The 22109-nt window shown below is 45.9% G+C and carries 15 protein-coding genes and 1 riboswitch; of the genes, 10 read left to right on the top strand and 5 right to left on the bottom strand.

The window, feature by feature from the left end:
- Positions 1 to 85 precede the first annotated feature (85 nt).
- A complete protein-coding gene (locus SPUTW3181_RS04170) occupies positions 86 to 694 on the bottom strand; it encodes a DUF2238 domain-containing protein (protein ID WP_011788184.1) in 609 nt (202 codons plus the stop codon).
- Positions 695 to 848: 154 nt separating this feature from the next.
- On the opposite strand from SPUTW3181_RS04170, the gene serA reads away from it, so the two are divergent.
- On the top strand, positions 849 to 2078 hold the full coding sequence (gene serA, locus SPUTW3181_RS04165; protein ID WP_011788183.1) for a phosphoglycerate dehydrogenase: 1230 nt from the start codon (positions 849 to 851) through the stop codon (positions 2076 to 2078).
- 150 nt (positions 2079 to 2228) lie between these two features.
- Complete coding sequence (gene ygfZ, locus SPUTW3181_RS04160; protein ID WP_011788182.1) at positions 2229 to 3185, top strand: tRNA-modifying protein YgfZ; 957 nt, start codon at positions 2229 to 2231, stop codon at positions 3183 to 3185.
- A gap of 62 nt (positions 3186 to 3247) precedes the next feature.
- Here the strand turns inward: ygfZ and SPUTW3181_RS04155 are convergent, their stop codons facing one another.
- From SPUTW3181_RS04155 to SPUTW3181_RS04145, 3 genes are all read right to left on the bottom strand, one after another.
- On the bottom strand, positions 3248 to 4264 hold the full coding sequence (locus tag SPUTW3181_RS04155) for a two-component system response regulator (protein WP_011788181.1): 1017 nt from the start codon (positions 4262 to 4264) through the stop codon (positions 3248 to 3250).
- 154 nt (positions 4265 to 4418) lie between these two features.
- On the bottom strand, positions 4419 to 9734 hold the full coding sequence (locus SPUTW3181_RS04150; protein WP_011788180.1) for a PAS domain S-box protein: 5316 nt from the start codon (positions 9732 to 9734) through the stop codon (positions 4419 to 4421).
- Positions 9735 to 9866: 132 nt separating this feature from the next.
- Positions 9867 to 11225, bottom strand: a complete 1359-nt coding sequence (locus SPUTW3181_RS04145) for an alanine/glycine:cation symporter family protein (RefSeq protein WP_011788179.1) — start codon at positions 11223 to 11225, stop codon at positions 9867 to 9869.
- Between the two features lie 190 nt (positions 11226 to 11415).
- A riboswitch (glycine riboswitch) is annotated at positions 11416 to 11545 on the bottom strand.
- Positions 11546 to 11966: 421 nt separating this feature from the next.
- Between SPUTW3181_RS04145 and SPUTW3181_RS04135 the strand changes: the two genes are divergently transcribed.
- The 8 genes from SPUTW3181_RS04135 (at position 11967) to napB (ending at position 21732) form a co-directional block, all read left to right on the top strand.
- Complete coding sequence (locus SPUTW3181_RS04135) at positions 11967 to 12638, top strand: ABC transporter ATP-binding protein (protein ID WP_011788178.1); 672 nt, start codon at positions 11967 to 11969, stop codon at positions 12636 to 12638.
- Positions 12635 to 15271 (top strand): ABC transporter permease, encoded by a 2637-nt coding sequence (locus SPUTW3181_RS04130; protein WP_011788177.1) that lies wholly within the window; start codon positions 12635 to 12637, stop codon positions 15269 to 15271. Before SPUTW3181_RS04135 ends, SPUTW3181_RS04130 begins: the two co-directional genes overlap by 4 nt.
- Entirely contained in the window at positions 15268 to 16479 is a 1212-nt protein-coding gene (locus SPUTW3181_RS04125; RefSeq protein ID WP_011788176.1) for a lipocalin-like domain-containing protein, read from the top strand. The genes SPUTW3181_RS04130 and SPUTW3181_RS04125 overlap by 4 nt, the downstream gene beginning before the upstream one ends.
- A gap of 322 nt (positions 16480 to 16801) precedes the next feature.
- The gene (locus SPUTW3181_RS04120) at positions 16802 to 17071 is read left to right on the top strand and encodes a chaperone NapD (protein WP_011788175.1); all 270 of its coding nucleotides are present in this window, start codon (positions 16802 to 16804) and stop codon (positions 17069 to 17071) included.
- A complete protein-coding gene (gene napA / locus SPUTW3181_RS04115) occupies positions 17068 to 19548 on the top strand; it encodes a nitrate reductase catalytic subunit NapA (RefSeq protein ID WP_011788174.1) in 2481 nt (826 codons plus the stop codon). Before SPUTW3181_RS04120 ends, napA begins: the two co-directional genes overlap by 4 nt.
- A gap of 53 nt (positions 19549 to 19601) precedes the next feature.
- Positions 19602 to 20336, top strand: a complete 735-nt coding sequence (gene napG, locus SPUTW3181_RS04110; protein ID WP_011788173.1) for a ferredoxin-type protein NapG — start codon at positions 19602 to 19604, stop codon at positions 20334 to 20336.
- Positions 20333 to 21304 carry a quinol dehydrogenase ferredoxin subunit NapH gene (gene napH / locus SPUTW3181_RS04105; RefSeq protein WP_011788172.1) on the top strand — a complete coding sequence of 324 codons (972 nt, stop codon included), beginning with the start codon at positions 20333 to 20335 and terminating at the stop codon, positions 21302 to 21304. Before napG ends, napH begins: the two co-directional genes overlap by 4 nt.
- Entirely contained in the window at positions 21301 to 21732 is a 432-nt protein-coding gene (napB, locus tag SPUTW3181_RS04100; protein ID WP_011788171.1) for a nitrate reductase cytochrome c-type subunit NapB, read from the top strand. Before napH ends, napB begins: the two co-directional genes overlap by 4 nt.
- A 198-nt stretch (positions 21733 to 21930) precedes the next feature.
- On the opposite strand, the gene SPUTW3181_RS21960 is transcribed toward napB, so the two are convergent.
- Entirely contained in the window at positions 21931 to 22083 is a 153-nt protein-coding gene (locus tag SPUTW3181_RS21960) for a hypothetical protein (RefSeq protein WP_011788170.1), read from the bottom strand.
- Between the last annotated feature and the right edge of the window lie 26 nt (positions 22084 to 22109).

Here is a 22109-nt window from a genome sequence, read left to right as displayed (position 1 = left end):
ACTCTATGTCGTCATACTTTCATCAGATGTGTTAGCGGGAGGAAAATCTTACCACTCAAATAAACCGCATCATTCACCAGTCATACTAAGTGCTTGGTGTAAGTGCTGCTATTTGCTTATCTTGAAAACGAGACAACAAAGTCAGTGCTACTATCGCGCCAATAAGGGCAAAGAACATATCCGATTGAGTGTCCCATACATAGCCTTGAGTTCCCAAAAAGGCTTCTGCACCTTCGCCAGTGGCCACAGCAACCCACCATTCGATCAGTTCATAAAACGCCGAAAATGCGAGCACAAAACACGTCGCAAGAAACGCGCACCAAGCCCCTGGTTTTACCGCTTCGTTGCGCAGCATAATTTCACGGGCGAGCATGGCTGGGATAAAACCTTGGGCAAAATGCCCGACTTTATCGTAATTATTACGTTCCGAGCCCATCCAATCAGCAATAGTGTCAAACAACGGCACTTCAGCGTAAGTGTAATGAGCGCCCACAAACAACACACAGCAATGTATTAAAATTAACAAATACGCCAAAGGTGTTAGCGGAAAACGGTTACGGGTAAAAAATAAAATCGGTACTGCGACTAATCCAGGTAAGGCTTCGAGCAACCAAGTAAATAGATCTGCGGGTTTTATCGCCGACCATATTAAAACTGAGAGGTAAATACCGCACCATGCGATTTTGTTATTCAATGTTTCTTCCTCTTATGCGATATTGTTCTAAATTTAGAATATTAACTTTAGCCATCTAGCCCTCCACACTGAGCAAAAAAAGTGCTACTTTGGTGGGTGAAGGTTGTCAGCATATCATAAGAAACATTTCTATTAATTAGAGGGTACCCATATCATGGCGAAACATTCGCTGGACAAGGATAAGATCAAGATCCTGCTGTTGGAAGGCGTCCACCAATCCGCGGTCGATGTATTTGAACGTGCGGGATATACCAATATCGAATATCACAAAGCCTCTTTAGGTGATGAAGCCTTACTTGAATCCATCAAAGATGCGCACTTTGTAGGGCTTCGCTCGCGTACTCAGTTAACTGCCGAGGTGCTGAAACGTGCCGAGAAGTTAATCGCGATTGGTTGTTTCTGTATTGGTACTAACCAAGTTGATCTTGCCACCGCCGAATCCCTTGGTATTCCTGTATTTAACGCGCCATTTTCAAACACGCGCAGTGTTGCTGAGCTAGTAATTGGCGAAATCATTATGCTGATGCGAGGCATCCCTGAGCGTAATGCCATCGCCCACCGTGGCGGTTGGATGAAAACCGCTGCAGGCAGCTACGAAGTGCGTGGTAAAACCTTAGGTGTAATTGGTTACGGTCATATTGGTACTCAGCTTGGCATTCTGGCGGAAACCTTAGGTATGCGCGTGGTGTTCTTCGATATCGAAGACAAACTGCCGCTAGGTAACGCACAGCAAATCCATTCAATGGAGCAACTGCTGGCGCAATCTGATGTTGTAAGTTTACACGTCCCTGAAACACCACAAACCAAAGATATGATAGGCGCACCTGAGTTTGCCGCTATGCGTAAAGGTAGCATCTTTATCAACGCCTCACGCGGTACAGTAGTCGATATCGATGCCTTAACGGTCGCCTTAAAAGAACGTCACCTCGCGGGCGCCGCAATCGATGTGTTCCCCGTCGAGCCACAATCCAATGACGATGAGTTTATCACTCCTCTACGTGGTTTAGACAACGTATTACTCACGCCGCACGTCGGTGGTAGTACGGCTGAGGCTCAGGAAAACATTGGTATTGAAGTGGCTGGTAAGTTAGCGAAATATTCAGACAACGGCTCAACCGTGTCTGCGGTTAACTTCCCTGAAGTGTCGCTGCCAACGCATAAAGGCACCTCACGCTTACTGCATATTCACCAAAACCGCCCTGGCGTACTGATCAAGATCAACCAAGCCTTCTCAGAAAAAGGCATCAACATCGCCGCCCAATATCTGCAAACTACCGCAGAAATTGGTTATGTCGTGATGGAAGTTGATACCACTCAAGCAGAAGAAGCCTTAGTTGAGCTCAAAGCGATTGAAGGCACACTGCGTACCCGCGTACTGTTTTAAGATATTAATCCAACCGCATACGCGTATCGGCTAAAGTACACATTAAGGCGCATATATCATTCACAGATATGTGCGCCTTATGCTTTTGAGCCAACTGGAATTCCGTTACAATCTAGCCTCTCACATCGTCTTCATTTTCAGGATCTCGCTATGACTATTTCAGTTTCTACACCCCATTGGGATCTGGACGCTACCTTGCCTCCACTTATGCTTGCCAACTTATCTCATATGGGCCTAATCAAAGTCGTTGGAGAACAAGGCCGTAGTTTTATCCATGGCCAAGTGACCACAGACATCAGCTCATTGGCCACGGATCAATGGCGCTGGGGCGCCCATTGCGATCCTAAAGGTAAAATGCTGGCCAGTTTCAGAACCTTTGCCATCCAAGAGGCACTCTTTATGTTGATGCCAAAGGGTGCTATCGAAGTCGATTTACCCCAACTACAAAAATATGCGGTATTTAGCAAAGCTACCTTAAGCAATGCATCCGGTGAATGGACTTTACTCGGCGTTGCCGGCGAACAAGCCTGCCAATTTGTGAAACAGCATTTTGGTGATATTCAGCAAGAACTCACACTCATTGAAAATGGTGCGATTTTAAAAGACGCGGATAGATTTATTTTGGTTCTGCAACCAGAAACCGCAAACACCCTCGTTGCTAAGCACACAGTATTTGATGCCACCGCTTGGCAAGTATTAGAAATTGCAGCGGGTTATCCTAACCTTGCCGCCAGTCATGCCCACCAGTACGTACCACAAATGTGTAACCTGCAAGCTGTTAATGGTATCAGCTTTAATAAAGGCTGCTACATGGGACAAGAAACCGTCGCCCGCATGAAGTACCGCGGCGGAAATAAGCGCGCACTTTACATTCTCCATGGCACAACCTCGTTAACGGTGGATCTGGAAACTAGCCTTGAAATTGCGATGGAAGACGGTTATCGCAAAGGGGGGCAAATCATTGAATTTGTGCAACGCGGTAATCAAGTATTGCTGACTGCCGTACTGGCTAACGATACCGAAAATGACGCTAAACTGCGTTTTGCTGACGATGAGCAATCAAGCTTGACAATTCAAGCCTTACCTTACTCACTAGATGAAGCATAACCCTTTATTTTATAAACGATAAAGGCGCCATGTGCGCCTTTATTTTCACTAAGATTTAATCCTCAATGCTCTAAATAGGTATCTCGAATCGCAATGACTTCTGGCAGGATTTGTTTAAATGCCTCCACCAGCTTAGGGTCAAAATGCTTACCGGCTTGGTTTTCGAGTAACTCCATTGTTGCCTCTATGGTCCAAGGCTGTTTATACGGTCGCTGGGATGTTAGTGCATCGAACACGTCCGCAATCGCGGTGATACGGCCTTCAATTGGGATATTCTCACCCATTAACCCATTGGGGTAGCCTGAACCATCCCATTTTTCGTGGTGAGTCAAGGCGATACGACGGGCCATTTGTAATAGAGGGTCGCTATGCTCACCGATAATTTCTGCACCTATGGCGGCGTGCTGTTGCATAATTTCCCATTCTTCAGGGTCTAGCTTACCCGGTTTTTTTAATACGGCATCGGGTGTACCTATTTTGCCTATATCATGCATCGGTGCTGCATTATAAAGCAAGTCGCAAAAAGTCGTTGGTAAACCAAGCCTTATCGCAAGTAACCGCGCATAGTGACTCATACGTACCACATGTAAGCCTGTTTCATTATCTTTATATTCTGCGGCACGGCCAAGGCGACGAATAATTTCGAAACGCGTATCTTCTAGCTCTTGTGTTCTTTCTTTAACTTGCTGTTCTAAAAGTCGCTTTTGATCATACAATGCAAGATGCGTTTTAACTCGCGCCTTAACAACTGGCGCACTGACAGGCTTAGTAATGTAATCGACTGCACCCAACTCAAAACCTTGGGTTTCATCAGCCACTTCAGATAATGCGGTAACAAAAATAACGGGGATATGGCATGTCAGTGGCTCTTGTTTTAATAACTTACAAACCTCATAACCATTCATTCCCGGCATCATTACATCCAATAAAATGAGATCCGGCAAGGATTTAGCGACAAGTGCCAACGCCCTAGGTCCATCAATAGCCACTTTGACTTTATAATCTTCTCCAAGAATACCCACTAAGATGTCGATATTCTCGGGAGTATCATCAACGACTAATATTGTTGCCTTATCCATTCACAACCTCGACTTATGCCAAATAACAAACTATTTTGTCCGCTCTTTTACCAACGCTATTCCATAGCCGATATCAAACACAGGCACATATTCGACACGTCATCCATGGCATTAAGTTTCGGCTTATTGAGCTAGCCTTCCATCTTGATGTGCATCATTGGGAATGCGAATTTAACTCTGCTAAAACCTCGTCAATCAAGTCCACCGCTTCATCAAATTGATATTGATTAATCATCGCCAGTACCGGGCTTAATTGTTGCCATAACTTGGTGCTCACTTGGGGTTTTAACGCATTAATCAGCTCCACAGCCTTAGCATCGGCCTCTTCTAAACTCTGACGTAAGTGTTTAAGCGCTATGATTAACTGTTCAGAGGAGAGTGGCTCTATCCCAATCTCAGAAATGTCCTCTAATTCAGGCTTTACTTTTTCGATAGCTTCACAAATAGAGGCAACCAGTTTTTCAATCTGCTCAAGCTCGTCCTGATAAGGCTGATTTTCACTCAAATGCAATTCTAATAAACGAGCAAGTTCAACTAATTTGCTCGAACTTAAATTACCAGCAAGCCCTTTGAGCGTGTGGGCAATACGTACGGCATCCTCCTGTTTATTTGCACTAACAGCCTTACGAAGCATCTCCACAACATTACGCTGACTGCTTACAAATCGATCAAAAATCCGTTGATACAAACGTGCAGAATGCTGGACAAGTTGCAATCCCCTATCAATATCTAACTCGGGATGCTCTGGCCATTTAAGCATAGTTGCTGGATCAGTATTGATAGGTTTATTTTTAATATCATTAACTTGTGCGTTTTCTAATAAGGTCGATTGCGACTTATCATCTCCAAGATATTTTAATAAGGTTTGATACAGAATATTGACTTCGATAGGTTTAGCGATGTGGTCATTCATCCCTGCTCTTAAGCACATTTCTTTATCGCCAGCCATGGCATTTGCGGTCATAGCGATAACGGGGAGATGTGCCAACTCAGGCCGCTGCCTTATTGCCATTGTCGCTTGATAACCGTCCATCACTGGCATTTGGCAATCCATAAGCACTAAGTCATAACTTTGCTGAGACAGTTTATCTAAGGCAATTTGCCCATTCGTCGCAATGGATAAAATAATACCCACTTGCTCCAAAAACTCTGTGGCGACTTCAAGATTCATCTCATTATCTTCAACTAAGAGGACACGCTTTCCTTTAAGTGGCAGTAAGAGTTGGGGATCTAACGCTTCATTATGCCGCCTCACCGGTAAGATTCCGGCCCTACCTAGGGCATTCATTATGCCATCAAGCAAGCGTGAGGCACTGATAGGTTTGCTGATATATCCCGCTAATCCAAGTTGCTCTATTTGTGTTAAAAATTCATGGTTCGCATGGGCAGACACCATTAAGATCCGCGGTGCGGCTTTAGCCTGCTGTTGGATCTGCCGTGCAGCTTCTAGCCCATCCATACTCGGCATCTTCCAATCAATTAATGCTACGGCATACTCATGCTGTATACATCGACTAACAGCCTCTTCGCCTGTGCGCACTGTATCAACATTGAATCCCATGCTCTCCAGTGCCGTACGCATAATGTCTCTAGCCGTCGCATTATCATCGACCACTAACACCGACATGCCTTCGAGCTCTTGACCTACCGTCAACTTTTGACCACTGGAAATTTGCAGTTTCACCGTGAAATAGAAAGTACTGCCATGCCCAAATTGACTCTCAACGCCAATATTACCTCCCATTAGCTCCACTAGCTGTTTACAAATGGCTAAACCTAGGCCTGTACCACCGTATTTACGTGTCGTGGAAGTATCCGCTTGGCTGAAAGATTTAAACAGTTTGGCTTGCTGTTCATCGGTTAAGCCTATGCCGCTATCGCGTACACTAAAGCGCAGCGTCACATCATCATTCTGTTGCTCGACCAAGTTGATAGAAAGTAATACTTCCCCTCTTTCAGTAAACTTAATCGCATTGTTCATCAGGTTGATCAGCACTTGCCCTAAGCGTAGCGAATCGCCAAACAAATGCCGTGGCACATTGGGCGCAACTGCAAACAATAACTCAAGTTGTTTGTGAACCACCTTCTCCGAGAACATATCACTGAGATCTTCGAGCATGGTATCGAGTTGAAAAGGAACGGCGTCAATATCCAGCTTACCGGCTTCGATCTTAGAAAAATCGAGGATGTCATTGATAATTGAGAGTAATGATTGTGAGGCTCGCTCAATTTTCTCCACATAGTTTTTCTGTTTTTTATCGAGCGCGGTCTGTAAACACAGCTGTGACATACCAATAATGGCATTCATTGGCGTGCGTATTTCATGGGACATATTGGCCAAAAAGTCCCCCTTTGCCTTACTGGCTGCATCGGCTTCTTCTTTAGCGATAAGCAGTTCATCTGACAACAGTTTAAGCTCGGTCATATCCACCATGCTGACAACTGCAGATTCAAATTGGTGATGACAGTCAAAAAGTGCGGAAACATTAACCGTCATCCACATTGGCTCACCGGAGGGGCGAATAAAACTACGTTCTCCACGATAGTGATCGACTTTACCATCAGCAAGATCTTTAAATTGTGCTTTAGCAATCTCTCTATCCTGTGGGCTAAGGACATCAAATATGGGAATATTACGTAATTCCTCACGGGCTCGTCCTATGTCTTCACAGAATTGGTCATTACAATCCAGAATCAAGCCCTTAGCATCGATATTGATAATACCTATGGTTGCACCATCAAAAAGTGCCCTAAAGTGCGCTTCACTTAAGGCGAGTTCTTGCTCCATAGTTTTACGCTGAGTGATATCCATAACGTAACCATTCCAAATGATCACATCATCACTCTCTACGTGACCACTCGCACCAGCCTCCATCCAGCGTATACTGCCGTTAGGATGTCGATAACGAAACTCGCGGATCCACTGCAACTTATCGTCACTCTTACCCGCTAAGGCACGAACAACCTCAGGCCTTTCCTCATCAAAAATACGCTCTGCAATAATATTAAAATCATTCATTAAATTATCGCGTTGCAACCCTAGCATCGGCAGTGCGGCACCAGAAAGAAAGGTAAATGCGCGATCAGAGGGAGAACGCCAACGCAACTGGTACACAGTACAAGGAATCGATTCAGTAATATTGGTCAGCTGCTGACGTGAGGCTTCAAGCTCGACAGACACGAGTTTGCTCTCGGTAATATCATCAATACTGCCATCAAACCAAAGTGGGAAGCCCTCTTCGTTATAGCTCGCTTTACCCTTTTCATGCACCCAACGGATGCTGCCATCGCGGTGGCGAATACGATATTCCACCTCAAAGGTTTCTTGCTGTGCCAATGCCTTATCAATATGCTGATGACACAGAGGACGATCTTCTTCCAGAATCAAAGATGAGAAGTTACGTTGGCGGTTTTCGATAAACTGACTTGCCGCATAACCCGTAATATCGGCGATATTGTCACTGATATATTCCATCACCCATACCTCGCCGATACGGGTACGGTAAACAGCACCGGGAATATTCGCCACCAAACCGCGAAAACGTAGCTCACTGTCACGGATTTTTTGTTCGATGGCTAATTTCTGAGTCATATCGCGAATGGAAGCAGCGACCTGTCTACTGCCATCCACATCGGCGGGGAGAATACTTAAGGCAATTTCAGCAATAAACTCGTTACCATCGGCCTTTACAGCACGGACATGACGCGCATTTGCCATGCTTCTATCGCGGCCATCACGTAAAAACTGTTGCCGATAACGCACATGTTCACTCCCTAGTGCTTGGGGCAATAGAGCTTCAACTTGCAGCCCTAACATGGCCTCAGCATGATAACCAAACAGTTGTTGGCAACGACTATTGCTAAAGATGATTTCACCTTTTTCATCAACAATCAGCATGGCTTCTGGTGCGGCTTCAAGCACGGCATTTGACCAAGCTGCCGCTGAAAACTGCTCTGTCACATCGGTAAAAAGCATTTCTACCGACATTAATTCGCCCGTCTCTGACACTAAGGGCTGCATAAAGACATCGAGGCGCCTTAAATGGCCTTGAGCATCAATCATTTCAACTTGGTGCGAAGGCACATTTTGGCCTTTTAAGGCCAAATCTGTGTATTGCCAATTTTTTTCATTCAGTGGATTTACCGAGAAAAGCCGTTGATATTTTCGCTTTAATAACTCAGGTGCAATGCCAAGTACTTTCGTCACACCATCACTCACTTGGGCCAACTGCCCTGAAGGTTCGAGTGAACAGTAAAAGGATTTATCACTCATACCGTCAATTAAGCGAGCAAAGCGGTTACCACGGGAGTCGATAATGGCCTGTTCACGCTCAGCTAATAGCTCGGCCATTTGATTAAAGGTCTGGCTTAAGGTCACAATTTCGCTCACCGCACCTTTAGGAATAACAAGTTGCTGTGCTTTACCTTGACCAAAGGCGAGAATGCCTGATTCCAGTAACTCTAATGGTCGGGTCAGGCGTTTTGCAGTTAAATAGCAGGTCAGCAATAACAGCAAGGTTAACAAACTTAAATCCAGCACAATGGAGGCAATATCATCGAGTAAAGCCGTAAATAACTCCTGTTCTGGCACCATAACGACGACGCGCCATTTCAATTTAGGCACAGTTGCAACACTGGCAAGATAGCTAATCCCCTGCACATCAACAAACCTTGCCTGTCCATCGAGATTTTTCTCTTGGAGTAACCAAAAGTCCCCATTGTGTTTCATGCTCTTATCGAGCCACTGCGCCGAGGTTGTGGACAGTATTTTGTCTCTATCGGCATGAAAAATGAGTCGTTCCTGATCGTCTAATATAACTAAGCGATTCGACGCAACACCTAGTTGGCTAGGTAATCTATCGAGGGCGAGATCGACAGTAGCCACACCAAAATAATGATCTAAAACGCCAAAAGGGGCGGAGTAAGTGACCATAAGGACATTGCCAGCACCTTCATCAAAATATGCCTTAGACCAATAGCCATTGGCTTGATTAATGGCATTCGTCCACCAGTCCCAAGAACCATCGGTGTAATCATAGCCCTCGGCACCAATATCGAGGTAATGCAACGCCTCGCCAGCGCGGTATACATAAGGAGAAAAGAGTTTTCGATTAGGAAATACATCGGGTTTAAACGCAACAGCAGTACCAAAAAAGTCTGGGTTTCGCTCCAAACGATTCATCAATACCTGTTTGACGTTATCGATATCATTAAATCCCTCTTTATTAGATAAAAAACCGATAAAATCTGCCAGTCCTTGGGTGTTCGCTTGGGCATGTTCGAGGATAAGTTGTAACCGAGAAGCCGAATGGCTAGCCTGCTGTTCTAATTTTTCATAGAGCGTTTTTTCTAATGCTTGATATTTAAACCAAGAGTTTACGCCATACACACCCGTCATAATTAAAATCAAAGGCAAGGCGATGTGAGATAAAATTCTACTGCGGAAGGTACGAAGTTTACTTCTATCCATAGCATCGCCCCAAAGTCATCGAGTTTAAAAGCACACGTCGTTAAACAGCACTTATATAAAGTAAACGAAGAACCATGAGGCGACAATCCTTAGCGTTAAAATAATGTGAAGTAATTTATTGTTTTAACAGCACTAATAAATAGTCTCTACGTTGCGGCTTGGGAGCATTCGCGCAAAGTAATGTTGAGTCTCGGCAATAATGATATGACGCAAACCCACAATAGCAATCAAATTAGGGATAGCCATTAGGCCATTGACAGTATCGGCTAATAGCCAAATCACATCTAATTTGATAAATGCTCCTCCCCCGATTAAGACAAGAAAAACCACTTGATACACACGTAAGCCGCGCTCACCCACCAGATAGTACCAGCAGCGTTCACCATAATAATGCCAACCTAAAATGGTCGTAAAAGCAAAACAAACGAGGGCAATTGTCACTAAATATTGGCCGACAACCGCAGAGCCCCCGAGGGCAAATGCCGCGCTAGTCATTGCAGCGCCCGCGGTATCACCGCTCCATACACCTGTAATAATCAGCACTAAGCCCGTCATAGTACAAATGATGATGGTGTCGAAAAAAGTGCCCGTCATACTGACAAGCCCCTGCTCTACTGGTTCATTGGTTTTTGCCGCAGCTGCTGCAATGGGAGCGCTGCCAAGACCCGACTCATTCGAAAACACCCCCCGAGCAATACCAATTTGAATGGCTTGAGCAACCGTCGCGCCTAAAAATCCGCCCGCCGCAGATAATGGGGTAAATGCCGATTCAATCACAAGACCAAGCGCAGGCATAATCTGATCGGCAAAACTAATCAATATCCACAAACAGGCAAGGATATAGCCAATCGACATAGCAGGCACCAGCTTTTGTGCCACATTCGAAATGCGCTTAACGCCCCCTAACGTGACAGCCGCAACCAGCATAGTTAACACCACAGCCGTTAACCAAGTCGGCACCTCAAAGGCAATCGTCAGCGCATCGCTGATGGCATTCACCTGTGCAAAAGTGCCAATACCAAAAAACGCTACGCCAACGCCAAAAAGTGCAAATAACTTTGCCATCCAATGCAGACCAAGGCCACGCTCGATATAGTACATTGGGCCACCTGCTATCTGACCTCTCGCATCGGTTGTTCGATATTTTACCGCCAACATACACTCGGCATATTTAGTCGCCATACCAAAAAAGGCCGCCAACCACATCCAAAATAAGGCCCCAGGCCCTCCCATTTTGATCGCCGTCGCCACGCCAACAATATTACCGGTACCAATCGTGGCTGATAACGCAGTACAGAGTGCGGCGAAGGAGGATAAATCACCATGGCCTTTGGCGGGTTTAAATAATAGTCCGAGCGCCATAGGCAAACGAAAAACTTGGATAAGCTTTAGCCGCGCAGTGAGATAAATCCCTGTGCCAACTAATAAACAAAGTGTGATAGGACCCCATACAATACCGTTTAGGCTGCTGAGCAAGACTTCAAAACTCATGATATTCCTCAATTATTAAACAACTTAAATTAATAAGGGAGGAGGAAAAGAAATGGCTGAGACACAAACACATGGCATGCTTAGTGCGCTTTTTCACCTGTGTGGATCGATCTGTGGCATAGACAACATACCCATTTCAACTCACTCAACCTAAAAAACGCCCACGACAAACGACAGGGACTGTGCAGTCATCCTCTCCTCTGTCCTTTTGCCTGAGCGTTTCGCGTCGCATCTTCATTAAGAACACGGCGACACTTTCGCCTTCGGCGCCACCTTTCCACACTATCAAGTGTAGCGGTAGTCTCTCCAGAGGCTCGTCCAGTAGCAGTCCACGCCTTACGGCACCTGAAAGAGTGCTTTGCTTCTCATCCCTGCAACTGATTTTAAAAATCGAGTGTGGGATAAAAAGACAAAGTTGCCTCGTCGGTGTGGGGTTAATTCCCCACTCTCCTGCTACCTTCATCCGAACGGATTGTTAACTCAATATCAGCATATTGATTTAACAGGGCGCACAGCATGCAACAAACCCGTTAAGAGCTCAAGCCTGTTTGCTCACAGTTATTGACCCACACGCCTATTTGGTGAATTTTTGAGCACACTTGTTTTTCGGTATTTGAGATAACATGGTTACACTGGCCAAATCTAAAGTGAACTTTTTAATAGAAATATCAGTATCTATGTGAATACAAATTGCTTTATGTTTATCCTTTAGCTTGTCACGAACAATAAGGAACAGTTCAAATGACGGAAGTCGCTAAACTCATTCAGATCAGTAAAAGTTTTCGCGATGGAGAACTGCGCCATGCCGTACTGCAATCGGTTGACTTAGCGATCCACAAAGGTGACACAGTTGCGCTCACAGGGCCTAGCGGAAGTGGAAAGAGCACTTTGCTAAATCTTATTGCAGGCTTTGAAACACAAGATTCAGGTGAAATATTCCTTGAAAATAAATCAACTAAAAACTGGCAAGATAGTCAATGGAGTCACTTTCGACGGCAATCACTGGGGGTCGTATTTCAGCAATTTAACTTACTGACACCACTGAATGTAAAAGATAATATCGCGTTTTCCCTCAACCTTATCCAGCAATCATGGTCGCCTTGGTGTGATTATTTAGTGGATAAACTGGATCTTACACCACTGCTACAACGGCAGATTGAAGCGCTATCCGGTGGACAACAACAAAGAGTCGCCATTGCCCGTGCCTTAGCCCACAAACCCAGTTTGCTGCTTGCCGATGAACCCACGGGTAACTTAGATGACGTGGCGGGTAAGCAAGTGATGTCACTACTTTGTGAACTCGCAAGGGAAAGCCACACCAGCATTTTGATGGTCACCCATAGCGAGGAATGTGCGGCCTTTATGCAAAAACGCTGGCATTTATCCCATGGTGCCGTGGCAATTTCAGGATGACACGCGCCTTGGAAACACAAATCATGGCTAAAAAAACCATCAAAAACCAAGCGCTCATTAGTGGCAAACTAAGGCGAATAAGGCTAGGTTTACAGCTATTCTTGGCCCATTATCGCCACGCACCACTCCAAGCTGGCGCCACATTGCTAGGGATTGCACTTGCCGTAACGCTGCTTATTGGCGTCAAAGCGACCAATGACAACGCGATTCGCAGTTATAGTGAAGCCACCGAACTCCTAAGCCAACGAGCGGATGTATTACTGACTGCGCCAATAGGACAAGATACCTTAGACGAATCCGTATATTTCGCCCTAAGACAAGCAGGGCTCAGCCAAAGTCTTTCCGTGGTTAATGGTCGAGTCGCTGGTAAAGATGGTCAGTTTTGGCAAATTGAAGGCAGTGATTTAGCGGCAGCACTCACCTTACAGAAATCCCAAGCCAATAAAGAAAACGATACTCACACTCCCATGCAAGATCTCCCCCTTGCCGCACTGTTAAGCGGCGATCCTGTGGTGGTGATGAGCCAAAGTTTAGCTGGACAGATTGCCCCCAATGGTCAGCTTTACCTAGCGCAAACGACCCTAGAGGTTATCGCTATCGATGATAAATTTGGCCTAGGCAGCGCCATTTTAGCGGATATATCCCTTGCCCAACATTTGCTTAATCTTAACGGGAAACTCAGCTATATCGCCCTGTTTAGTGAACGAGACAAACTCCCTGCACTAAAATCCCAACTCGATAAATTGGAGATTACACCACAAAAAGCCAGCTTTAATCAGCAGGATCAGGGCCAAGCGCTTATCGCTCTCACTCGCAGTTTTCATTTAAACCTCAATGCCATGAGCATGCTGGCATTCGTAGTCGGACTCTTTATCGCGTACAACGGCGTACGCTATAGCCTGATGAAACGCCAAAAGTTACTGGTTCAGCTTCTGCAGCAAGGAATGGAACGCAGTGTCGTGATGGCGGCGCTGATGGTTGAACTCGTATTACTCGTGGTTGTAGGGGCATGCCTTGGGTTTATCATCGGATTACAGCTTAGCCATTGGTTACAACCTATGGTGGCAATGACATTAGAGCAAATGTATGGCGCCCATTTACTGCCAGGTATTTGGCAATGGACATGGTTATTTGAGGCGATAGCACTCACTTTTGTGGCCGCGTTAGCCGCTTGCTTGCCTTTATATTTAGACTTAACGAGACAATCACTGGCCCAAGGGGCTAATCGCTATCAACTCACCCAAGCCCATCGAAAAACCCACAGTAAACAGTTTATTTGTGCTTGCATTTTATTAAGCCTTGCAGCCCTGCTATTTCCCTTTAGCCAAAGTTATGATGTGAGTTTAGTGCTACTCGGCATAGTCACCATAGCGATCCCTTTGCTGTTACCGCTATTACTACATTGGGGAGTCAGCATATTACAGCCCTTTGCACGCCAAGGTCTCTGGCAATACCTGCTCGCAGAAACTCGCGAGTTAATTGCCCCGCTCTCCCTCGCTATGATGGCAATTTTACTCGCCCTCAGCGCCAACGTATCGATGAATACCTTAGTCGGTAGTTTTGAGCAAACCCTACGCGCTTGGCTGGAAACCAGATTACATGCCGATCTTTATATCCGTCCACCGAGTCATCGCATTGAAGCAATACAAGCCCAACTGGCTAATGATCCAAGGGTAAGCGGGCTTTACCAGCAATGGCAAATAGACGCTCAACTTACGCTTAATAGCGCGAATAAAACCTCAAGTGAGCAGGCGATTCCAGTCAATCTATTAAGTCGCGATGATTATTCAGTGCGTTATACCAGTGCACTTAAAGAAAGTTTACCCACACTTTGGCAATCCTACTTTGAAAAACCCTATTTACTGATTAGTGAACCTCTCGCGATAAAATATGGTTTACAACTTGGGGATACTGCCGAGCTTGATGTGCTCGATAAAACGGGCCTATCGGATAATAACAAGCTGATTATTGGCGGAATTTACTATGATCACGGCAATACCCGAAATGAAGTCATTATCAGTCAAAACCTGTGGCAAAAAGCACAATTACCGATACAACCTATTAGCCTCGCGGCAAGTTTTTATGGCAAAAACCAAGCCAAGATAAGCGATACAGACCTTGATAAACTCGAAGCCCAATTAGCACAAGAGCTTGAATTATCAAGAGCACAAATCTACAGCCAGACCAAAATCAAAACCCAAGCCATTGCGATGTTTAAACGCACTTTTTCGATTACCTTAGTGCTCAACAGTTTGACGTTAATTGTGGCGGCCATTGGGCTTTTTAGTGCCTGCTTAATGTTAACGCAGGCAAGGCAGGCGCCACTGGCCCGACTATATGCATTGGGCGTAAGCCGTAGAGCATTACGTATAATGGTTTTTGTCCAAATGTTGATTGTGGTACTTATCACCTGTTTACTCGCAATGCCAACGGGTGCGCTTTTAGGGTATCTGCTTATCCATAAAATCACGCTGCAAGCCTTTGGTTGGACAATCCATATGATTTGGGATTGGCTCGCCTACGGTCATGCTATCCTTATTGCGCTCATTACCTGCACTCTGGCCGTACTTCTACCCTTATATTGGCAAACCCGTAAACCCTTAGTGGCGAGTTTACAGCAGGAAACTTTATGATGAAAAAGCCAAAAAAAAGGCAGCTGATAACGCGAGTAAACCCAACAATAGCCAAAACCATATTTTATGTTCTGATAGGGCTAATGCTGACAACTGGCTGCGATAAATCCCCTTCCACACAGAACAATCCCTCAAAATCTATGGGGAATGTGCTAAGCAGTACATCAGGTAAGGCGTCTTCAAATAGCGAGATATCCTTTGCGCCCGTCATCCAAGGTTACCGTTTCGAGTTTCCGCGAGATCACTTAGCCCATAATGATTTTAGGCAAGAATGGTGGTATCTGACCGCAAACCTAACCACAGAGCAGGGTGAGCAACTCGGCGCCCAGTGGACACAATTTAGAATTGCCCTTAACGCTGCAAATGCCCATAGGGAAAATGAATCAACGTGGGCAAGTCGGCAATTATATTTCGCCCATAGCGCCTTAACCTCAAACCATACTCACATGGCTCACGAAAAATGGTCACGCCACCACAAAGAGCTTGCCGATGTTCAAGCAATCCCTTATCAGATCCGCTTAGATAACTGGACATGGAAGAGTGAGAATACGACATTATTCCCCGCAATATTAAGCGTCGAAAATGAAGATTTTAGTTATCAACTTAAGCTTGATAGCCAAGCACCTCTGCAATATCAAGGTGATAACGGTTACAGCATAAAAAGCCGTGACGGTAAAGTTGCCTCCTATTATTACAGTCAGCCCTTTATTGATATTTCAGGTGAAATTATCCGTCACGGCAAAGTGGAGCACGTAACGGGTAAAGGTTGGCTCGATAGGGAATGGAGCTCACAATTTCTCACTAAAAACCAACAGGGTTGGGACTGGTTTGCCCTACGACTAAACGATGGTTCTGCACTGATGTTATTTCAATTACGGGATGAGTTACCGCATGAATCAAAAGGGAATAAATCTATTTCAGCATTTTATAGTGCAAGACGCATGTTTCAAGATGGTACAGGCCGCAATATTAACTCTACTGATCACCCCAATGGCATTCAAATGACGCCACTCGAATGGCAATCAACCGTCAATGGCAACTATCCTGTTAGTTGGCAAGTTAAAATCCCAAGTGAGAATATTGACCTTACGATTAGACCACTAAACCCTAATAGCGCCATGCCTCTTTCAACCCCTTACTGGGAAGGCCCTGTGCAACTCACCGGCAGCCATACTGGTGTGGGTTATATGGAACTAACGGGGTATTAATGCCTTATATACTAAGCAATGTGAATGCGCCATCCATACCTAGAGAGCCAACTTCGTAATGCCCAGTATTCCCCTCCCCAATACTGGGCATAACACTTACGACGTAGTGACATCGCCACCAGTGACAACAGAACTAACCGCTTAAATATCAAACTGGGAGTTAGATCACTCGAAAAACTTTGATCCCGATCGACTATCGCTTTCAATACCTCTTGTGAGGTATACCCACATTTTTTATCAGGTCTAGACTCGCAGAAATCAGCACTTAGTTGTCCTTTAAAATCTTCGCAACTGAGTCAAAACCACCTAAAGGTCACCCGCGATGAGTCAGGAATACCATATTACTAGCCTTGTGGTACATGCAGCCCCCAATGCCTTGCAGCAGGTTGAAGCAGATATTAGTGCCTTATTGGGCTGTGATATTCATGCCATCACACCTGAAGGTAAATTGGTTGTCACCCTTGAAGGGAGTAGTCAAAAAGCCATTCTCGACAATGTTGAAGCTATTAATGCCCTGTCCGGCGTGTTATCCGCCAGTTTGATTTACCACCAAGTAGAACCCTTAGAACAAATGAGTGAGGAAATATTATGAGCATAAGTCGCCGCGAGTTTCTCAAGGCCAACGCAGCCCTTGCCGCTGCGACGGCCGTTGGCGTGACGCTTCCCGTGAAAATGGTTGAAGCCGCCGAGTCAGATAATATCAAATGGGATAAAGCGCCCTGCCGTTTTTGCGGCGTAGGATGTAGCGTATTAGTCGGCACTAAAGCGGGTAAAGTCGTTGCCACTAAGGGTGATCCAGAAAGCCCTGTTAACCGTGGCTTAAACTGCATTAAAGGTTACTTCCTGTCGAAAATCATGTACGGCAAGGACAGATTAACCACGCCACTGCTACGGATGAAAGACGGCAAATACCATAAAGAAGGTGAGTTTACCCCTGTTAGCTGGGATGTCGCCCTTGATACTATGGCCGCTAAGTGGAAACACAGCATTGCCACTAAAGGCCCGACTTCTGTCGGTATGTTCGGTTCAGGCCAGTGGACGATTTGGGAAGGTTACGCCGCTTCCAAACTGCATAAAGCGGGTTTTTTAACCAATAATATCGACCCTAACGCGCGCCACTGCATGGCCTCGGCTGTGGTTGGCTTTATGCGTACCTTTGGTATCGATGAACCTATGGGTTGCTATGACGATTTAGAAGCCGCTGACCACTTTGTGCTTTGGGGCGCGAATATGGCCGAGATGCACCCTATTTTATGGGCACGTTTATCTGATCGCCGTTTAAGCAGTCCGAGTTGCCGCGTACATGTACTCTCTACCTTTGAGAATCGCAGCTTCGACTTAGCCGATAACCCTATGGTTTTCCATCCGCAATCAGATCTAGTGATCCTCAACTATATCGCCAACTACATCATTCAAAACAAAGCTGTAAACACTGACTTTGTCACTAAACATACTCAATTTGCCTTAGGTGTTGATGATATTGGCTATGGTCTGCGTCCAGATCATCCATTAGAGAAGAAAGCCAAAAACCCTGGCAATGGTAAATCAACCCCAATTAGCTTTGACGAGTACGCTAAGTTCGTCAGCACTTATACGCTGGAATACGCGGCTAAGATGAGTGGTGTGGAGCCTGAAAAACTCGAAACCTTAGCCAAAGCCTATGCCGATCCCAAGGTGAAGGTTATGAGTCTTTGGACCATGGGGATTAACCAACACGTACGTGGCGTATGGGCAAACAATATGCTCTACAACCTCCACTTACTGACGGGCAAAATCGCGACTCCCGGTAACAGCCCATTCTCATTAACAGGTCAACCCTCTGCCTGTGGCACCGCCCGTGAAGTCGGCACCTTCGCCCATCGTCTACCCGCTGACATGGTTGTGGATAACGATAAGCACCGTGCTATTACTGAAAAAATGTGGCAAGTGCCAGAAGGCACGATTCCACCAAAACCGGGTTACCACGCGGTACTTCAAAGCCGTATGCTCAAAGACGGTAAGCTCAATTGTTATTGGACAATGTGTACCAATAACATGCAAGCAGGCCCCAATATCAATGAAGAAATGTATCCAGGCTTCCGTAACCCTGAAAACTTTATCGTGGTATCCGATCCTTATCCTACGGTAACTGCCATGGCGGCGGATTTAATCCTGCCAACGGCAATGTGGGTAGAGAAAGAAGGGGCCTACGGTAATGCCGAGCGCCGCACCCATATGTGGCATCAACAAGTCAAAGCGCCAGAAGGGGCAAAATCCGATCTGTGGCAATTAATGGAATTTGCGAAACGCTTTAACGTGTCAGAGGTGTGGCCTGCAGAGCTTATCGCCAAACAGCCAGAATACGCAGATAAGACCCTGTTTGAAGTGCTATTTGCCAACGGCGTGATCAACAAGTTTCCAACAACCGATTGCAAGGCTGAATTAAACGATGAAAGTCAGCACTTTGGTTTTTATGTACAAAAAGGCATTTTCGAAGAATATGCCGCCTTTGGCCGTGGCCATGCCCATGATTTAGCCGACTTTGACCGCTACCACGAAACCCGCGGTCTGCGCTGGCCAGTGGTCAATGGTAAAGAAACCCTGCGCCGTTTCGTTGAGGGTAGCGATCCTTACGTCAAAGCAGGTGAAGGCTTTAAATTCTATGGTAAACCAGATGGTAAAGCAGTGATTTTCGCCCTGCCCTATGAGCCTGCAGCGGAAGAGCCGAACTCAGAATACGATCTGTGGATGTCAACTGGCCGCGTGCTCGAACACTGGCATACAGGTTCAATGACAGCACGGGTGCCTGAACTCTATCGCGCTTATCCCGATGCACAAATCTTTATGCATCCAGAAGACGCCAAGGCTCGTGGTCTACAACGTGGTGATGAAGTAGTTGTCGCCTCTCCCCGTGGTGAGGTCAAAACCCGTGTTGAAACCAAAGGCCGTAACAAACCGCCACGCGGCGTAGTGTTTATGCCCTTCTTCGATGCGCGTCAGTTAGTGAACAAGTTGATTCTGGATGCAACCGATCCACTGTCAAAAGAAACTGACTTTAAGAAGTGCCCAGTCAAAGTGATGAAGGCTTAAGCCCTCATTTTTGATAGCGATTAGCTCATTTGATAGCAATTAAGGAGTCTAAGGTGAGTCAGCAAGTTAAGAGTGCATTCACAGCCAAACAAGTCAACCGTCGCCAATTTTTGGCAACGACGGCGAAGGCTGGCTGTGTGATGGGACTCGTGGGATTAGGCTTAACGGCTACGGCAAAAAGCCAAGGCCAGCTCGCCCCTCAAGCTTGCAGGCCGCCAGGTGCCCTTGAAGAAGGCGATTTTCTCTCGGCCTGTGTGCGCTGCGGTTTATGTGTTGAGGCTTGCCCCTACGACACACTATCGCTGGCACGCTGGTTCGATGGCGCAGCCACTGGCACGCCATTCTTTACCGCACGGCGCATTCCCTGCGAGATGTGTGAGGATATTCCCTGCATAAAAGCCTGCCCATCGGGTGCGCTTGATCCTCAGCTTGAACACATTAACGATGCCAAAATGGGCATTGCGGTACTGATAGATGAGAAAAACTGTCTTAACTTTAAAGGATTACGCTGTGATGTCTGCTACCGGGTTTGTCCGTTAATCGACAATGCCATCACCTTAGAGCGCCAGCGCAACAACCAAAGCGATCACCACGCCATGTTTTTACCCACAGTCAACAGCGATACCTGCACTGGCTGTGGCAAATGTGAACATGCCTGTGTACTCGATATTGCAGCAATCAAGGTGCTACCTACGGCATTAGCCCTAGGAAAAACCGCAGAGCACGATACTTACATCAATACAGAAGAAACCACCCTAGAGATGTTAAACAAGGGGTTAGTGCTATGAAGATGAAGACACCAGCGCCTCAATCTAAGAGCACAAATATCTTGGAAATACCTTTTGCCGCGGCTGCAGTTGCGGAACTAGGTTGGTGGCGAGCCCATAAATATCTGCTGCTACGCCGCTTAGTGCAACTAAGTCTTTTCGGTTTATTCGCACTAGGGCCTGTCGCAGGTATTTGGATTCTCAAGGGTAACCTATCGGCAAGTCTATTGCTTGATACTGTCCCTCTGGCTGATCCCTTAGTGGCTTTGCAGGTACTAATGACGGGACATATCCCTGAATTTAGCCTGCTTATTGGTGCTGGGATTATCGCCTTATTTTATGGCGTAGCAGGAGGAAGGGTATTTTGCAGTTGGGTCTGTCCAGTTAACTTGGTTACAGATACCGCGAGTTGGCTAAGACGTCGGCTTAATCTACCTCGCACTAGTGAACTACCTCGTAATTTACGTTATTACCTACTCGCACTGGTACTCTTGTTGCCCTTGATAACAGGCTTAACGGTTTGGGAATGGATTAACCCAGTCCCAGTACTGTATCGAGCAATATTATTTGGCACTGTCGGTAGCTTGTGGCTCCTTGTGGCTATCTTCCTGCTCGATCTATTTATCGTCGAGCGCGCTTGGTGCGGCCATCTTTGCCCTGCGGGAGCCCTGTTTGGTCTTTTGGGCAAACTCAGTCCAATTAAGATCGCCGCACTGCAAGCCAAAGATTGCAACAACTGCATGGATTGTTTTGCCGTTTGTCCTGAAAGACATGTGTTAAAACCTGCACTTAAAGGACAAAACCCGGTGATCTTAAGCCAAGATTGCACCCAATGCGGCCGCTGTATCGATGTCTGCGCCAAGCGTGTATTTAGCTATCAGCATCGTTTCACTTTTGCTAACGCTCACTCTAATACTCAATCATCCACAGAATCTACATTACCCAATATTCGTCAACACATTGCCACCAAGGCGGAGAATGACCAATGAAAAAAATACTCACCTTAGCTGCCATTGTTGTCGCTATCGGCGGCTGCACAGGCCAGAAAGCAGACACTAATTCAGCACCTGTTACCATCAATTCACTCGCTGGTACTTCAGCAATTACCGATATTCGTCCCGCCGATGCTATGCCCGTTTTTCCTACTCGTGGCGCAGCACTCGAACGTAGCTTTAGCGACCAACCTCCGCTTATCCCTCACAAAGATGATTACAAAATTACCTTAGATAAAAATGGTTGCTTAAGCTGCCATAGTTGGGAAAAAGCTGAGCGAATGAAAGCAACACCGGTTGCTAAATCACACGTTATTGATGATAAAGGCAACTTAAACGGACAAAATTATTTCTGTACCCAGTGCCATGTCGCTCAGGCAGAAAATAAAGCACCCTTAGTCGAGAATAAGTTCTCAAACCAATAGACGATACTCCCCTGCCCGTAAAAGCCACTGATATTCAGTGGCTTTTTACTTTCAAAGCCTTGGTGAACTGAGTTTTGATAGCTACACCTTGATGAGAGCCGCTAAATGCTTGGAATACAGCGCAGAGAAAATATGAGTGTCAGGAAAGGTAAATGGGGGTAGGAAAGAGCGTAATGATGATAAAAAGTAAAACCCAGCCTAGGCTGGGTTTACTTGTTGTTTTGCTTTATGCAAATTACCCACTGAAGCCGTTTGTGCTGCTTGTGTCACTTTCACTTTTTGTGCATCCTTTGCCACAGGCATAGCCGCCTGCCACAAAGCACCTACCCATAGACTTGAAGTTGATTTCATCGGTATTCCCCTGTTTTGTTAACAAG

The sequence above is a fragment of the Shewanella sp. W3-18-1 genome (genome assembly GCF_000015185.1).
In the GTDB taxonomy this organism is placed as follows: domain Bacteria; phylum Pseudomonadota; class Gammaproteobacteria; order Enterobacterales; family Shewanellaceae; genus Shewanella; species Shewanella putrefaciens.
The sequence above is the reverse complement of the archived record's forward strand: the minus strand, read 5'-3'. Positions and strand labels throughout refer to the sequence as shown.

Excerpts from the sequence above, each read along its gene's own strand:
- SPUTW3181_RS04125 (WP_011788176.1), top strand. The coding sequence starts at position 15,268 with ATGATGAAAAAGCCAAAAAAAAGGCAGCTGATAACGCGAGTAAACCCA.
- SPUTW3181_RS04145 (WP_011788179.1), bottom strand. The coding sequence starts at position 11,225 with ATGAGTTTTGAAGTCTTGCTCAGCAGCCTAAACGGTATTGTATGGGGT.
- SPUTW3181_RS04135 (WP_011788178.1), top strand. The coding sequence starts at position 11,967 with ATGACGGAAGTCGCTAAACTCATTCAGATCAGTAAAAGTTTTCGCGAT.
- SPUTW3181_RS04155 (WP_011788181.1), bottom strand. The coding sequence starts at position 4,264 with ATGGATAAGGCAACAATATTAGTCGTTGATGATACTCCCGAGAATATC.
- napB (WP_011788171.1), top strand. The coding sequence starts at position 21,301 with ATGAAAAAAATACTCACCTTAGCTGCCATTGTTGTCGCTATCGGCGGC.
- SPUTW3181_RS04130 (WP_011788177.1), top strand. The coding sequence starts at position 12,635 with ATGACACGCGCCTTGGAAACACAAATCATGGCTAAAAAAACCATCAAA.
- napA (WP_011788174.1), top strand. The coding sequence starts at position 17,068 with ATGAGCATAAGTCGCCGCGAGTTTCTCAAGGCCAACGCAGCCCTTGCC.
- SPUTW3181_RS21960 (WP_011788170.1), bottom strand. The coding sequence starts at position 22,083 with ATGAAATCAACTTCAAGTCTATGGGTAGGTGCTTTGTGGCAGGCGGCT.
- napH (WP_011788172.1), top strand. The coding sequence starts at position 20,333 with ATGAAGATGAAGACACCAGCGCCTCAATCTAAGAGCACAAATATCTTG.
- serA (WP_011788183.1), top strand. The coding sequence starts at position 849 with ATGGCGAAACATTCGCTGGACAAGGATAAGATCAAGATCCTGCTGTTG.
- SPUTW3181_RS04150 (WP_011788180.1), bottom strand. The coding sequence starts at position 9,734 with ATGGATAGAAGTAAACTTCGTACCTTCCGCAGTAGAATTTTATCTCAC.
- SPUTW3181_RS04120 (WP_011788175.1), top strand. The coding sequence starts at position 16,802 with ATGAGTCAGGAATACCATATTACTAGCCTTGTGGTACATGCAGCCCCC.
- ygfZ (WP_011788182.1), top strand. The coding sequence starts at position 2,229 with ATGACTATTTCAGTTTCTACACCCCATTGGGATCTGGACGCTACCTTG.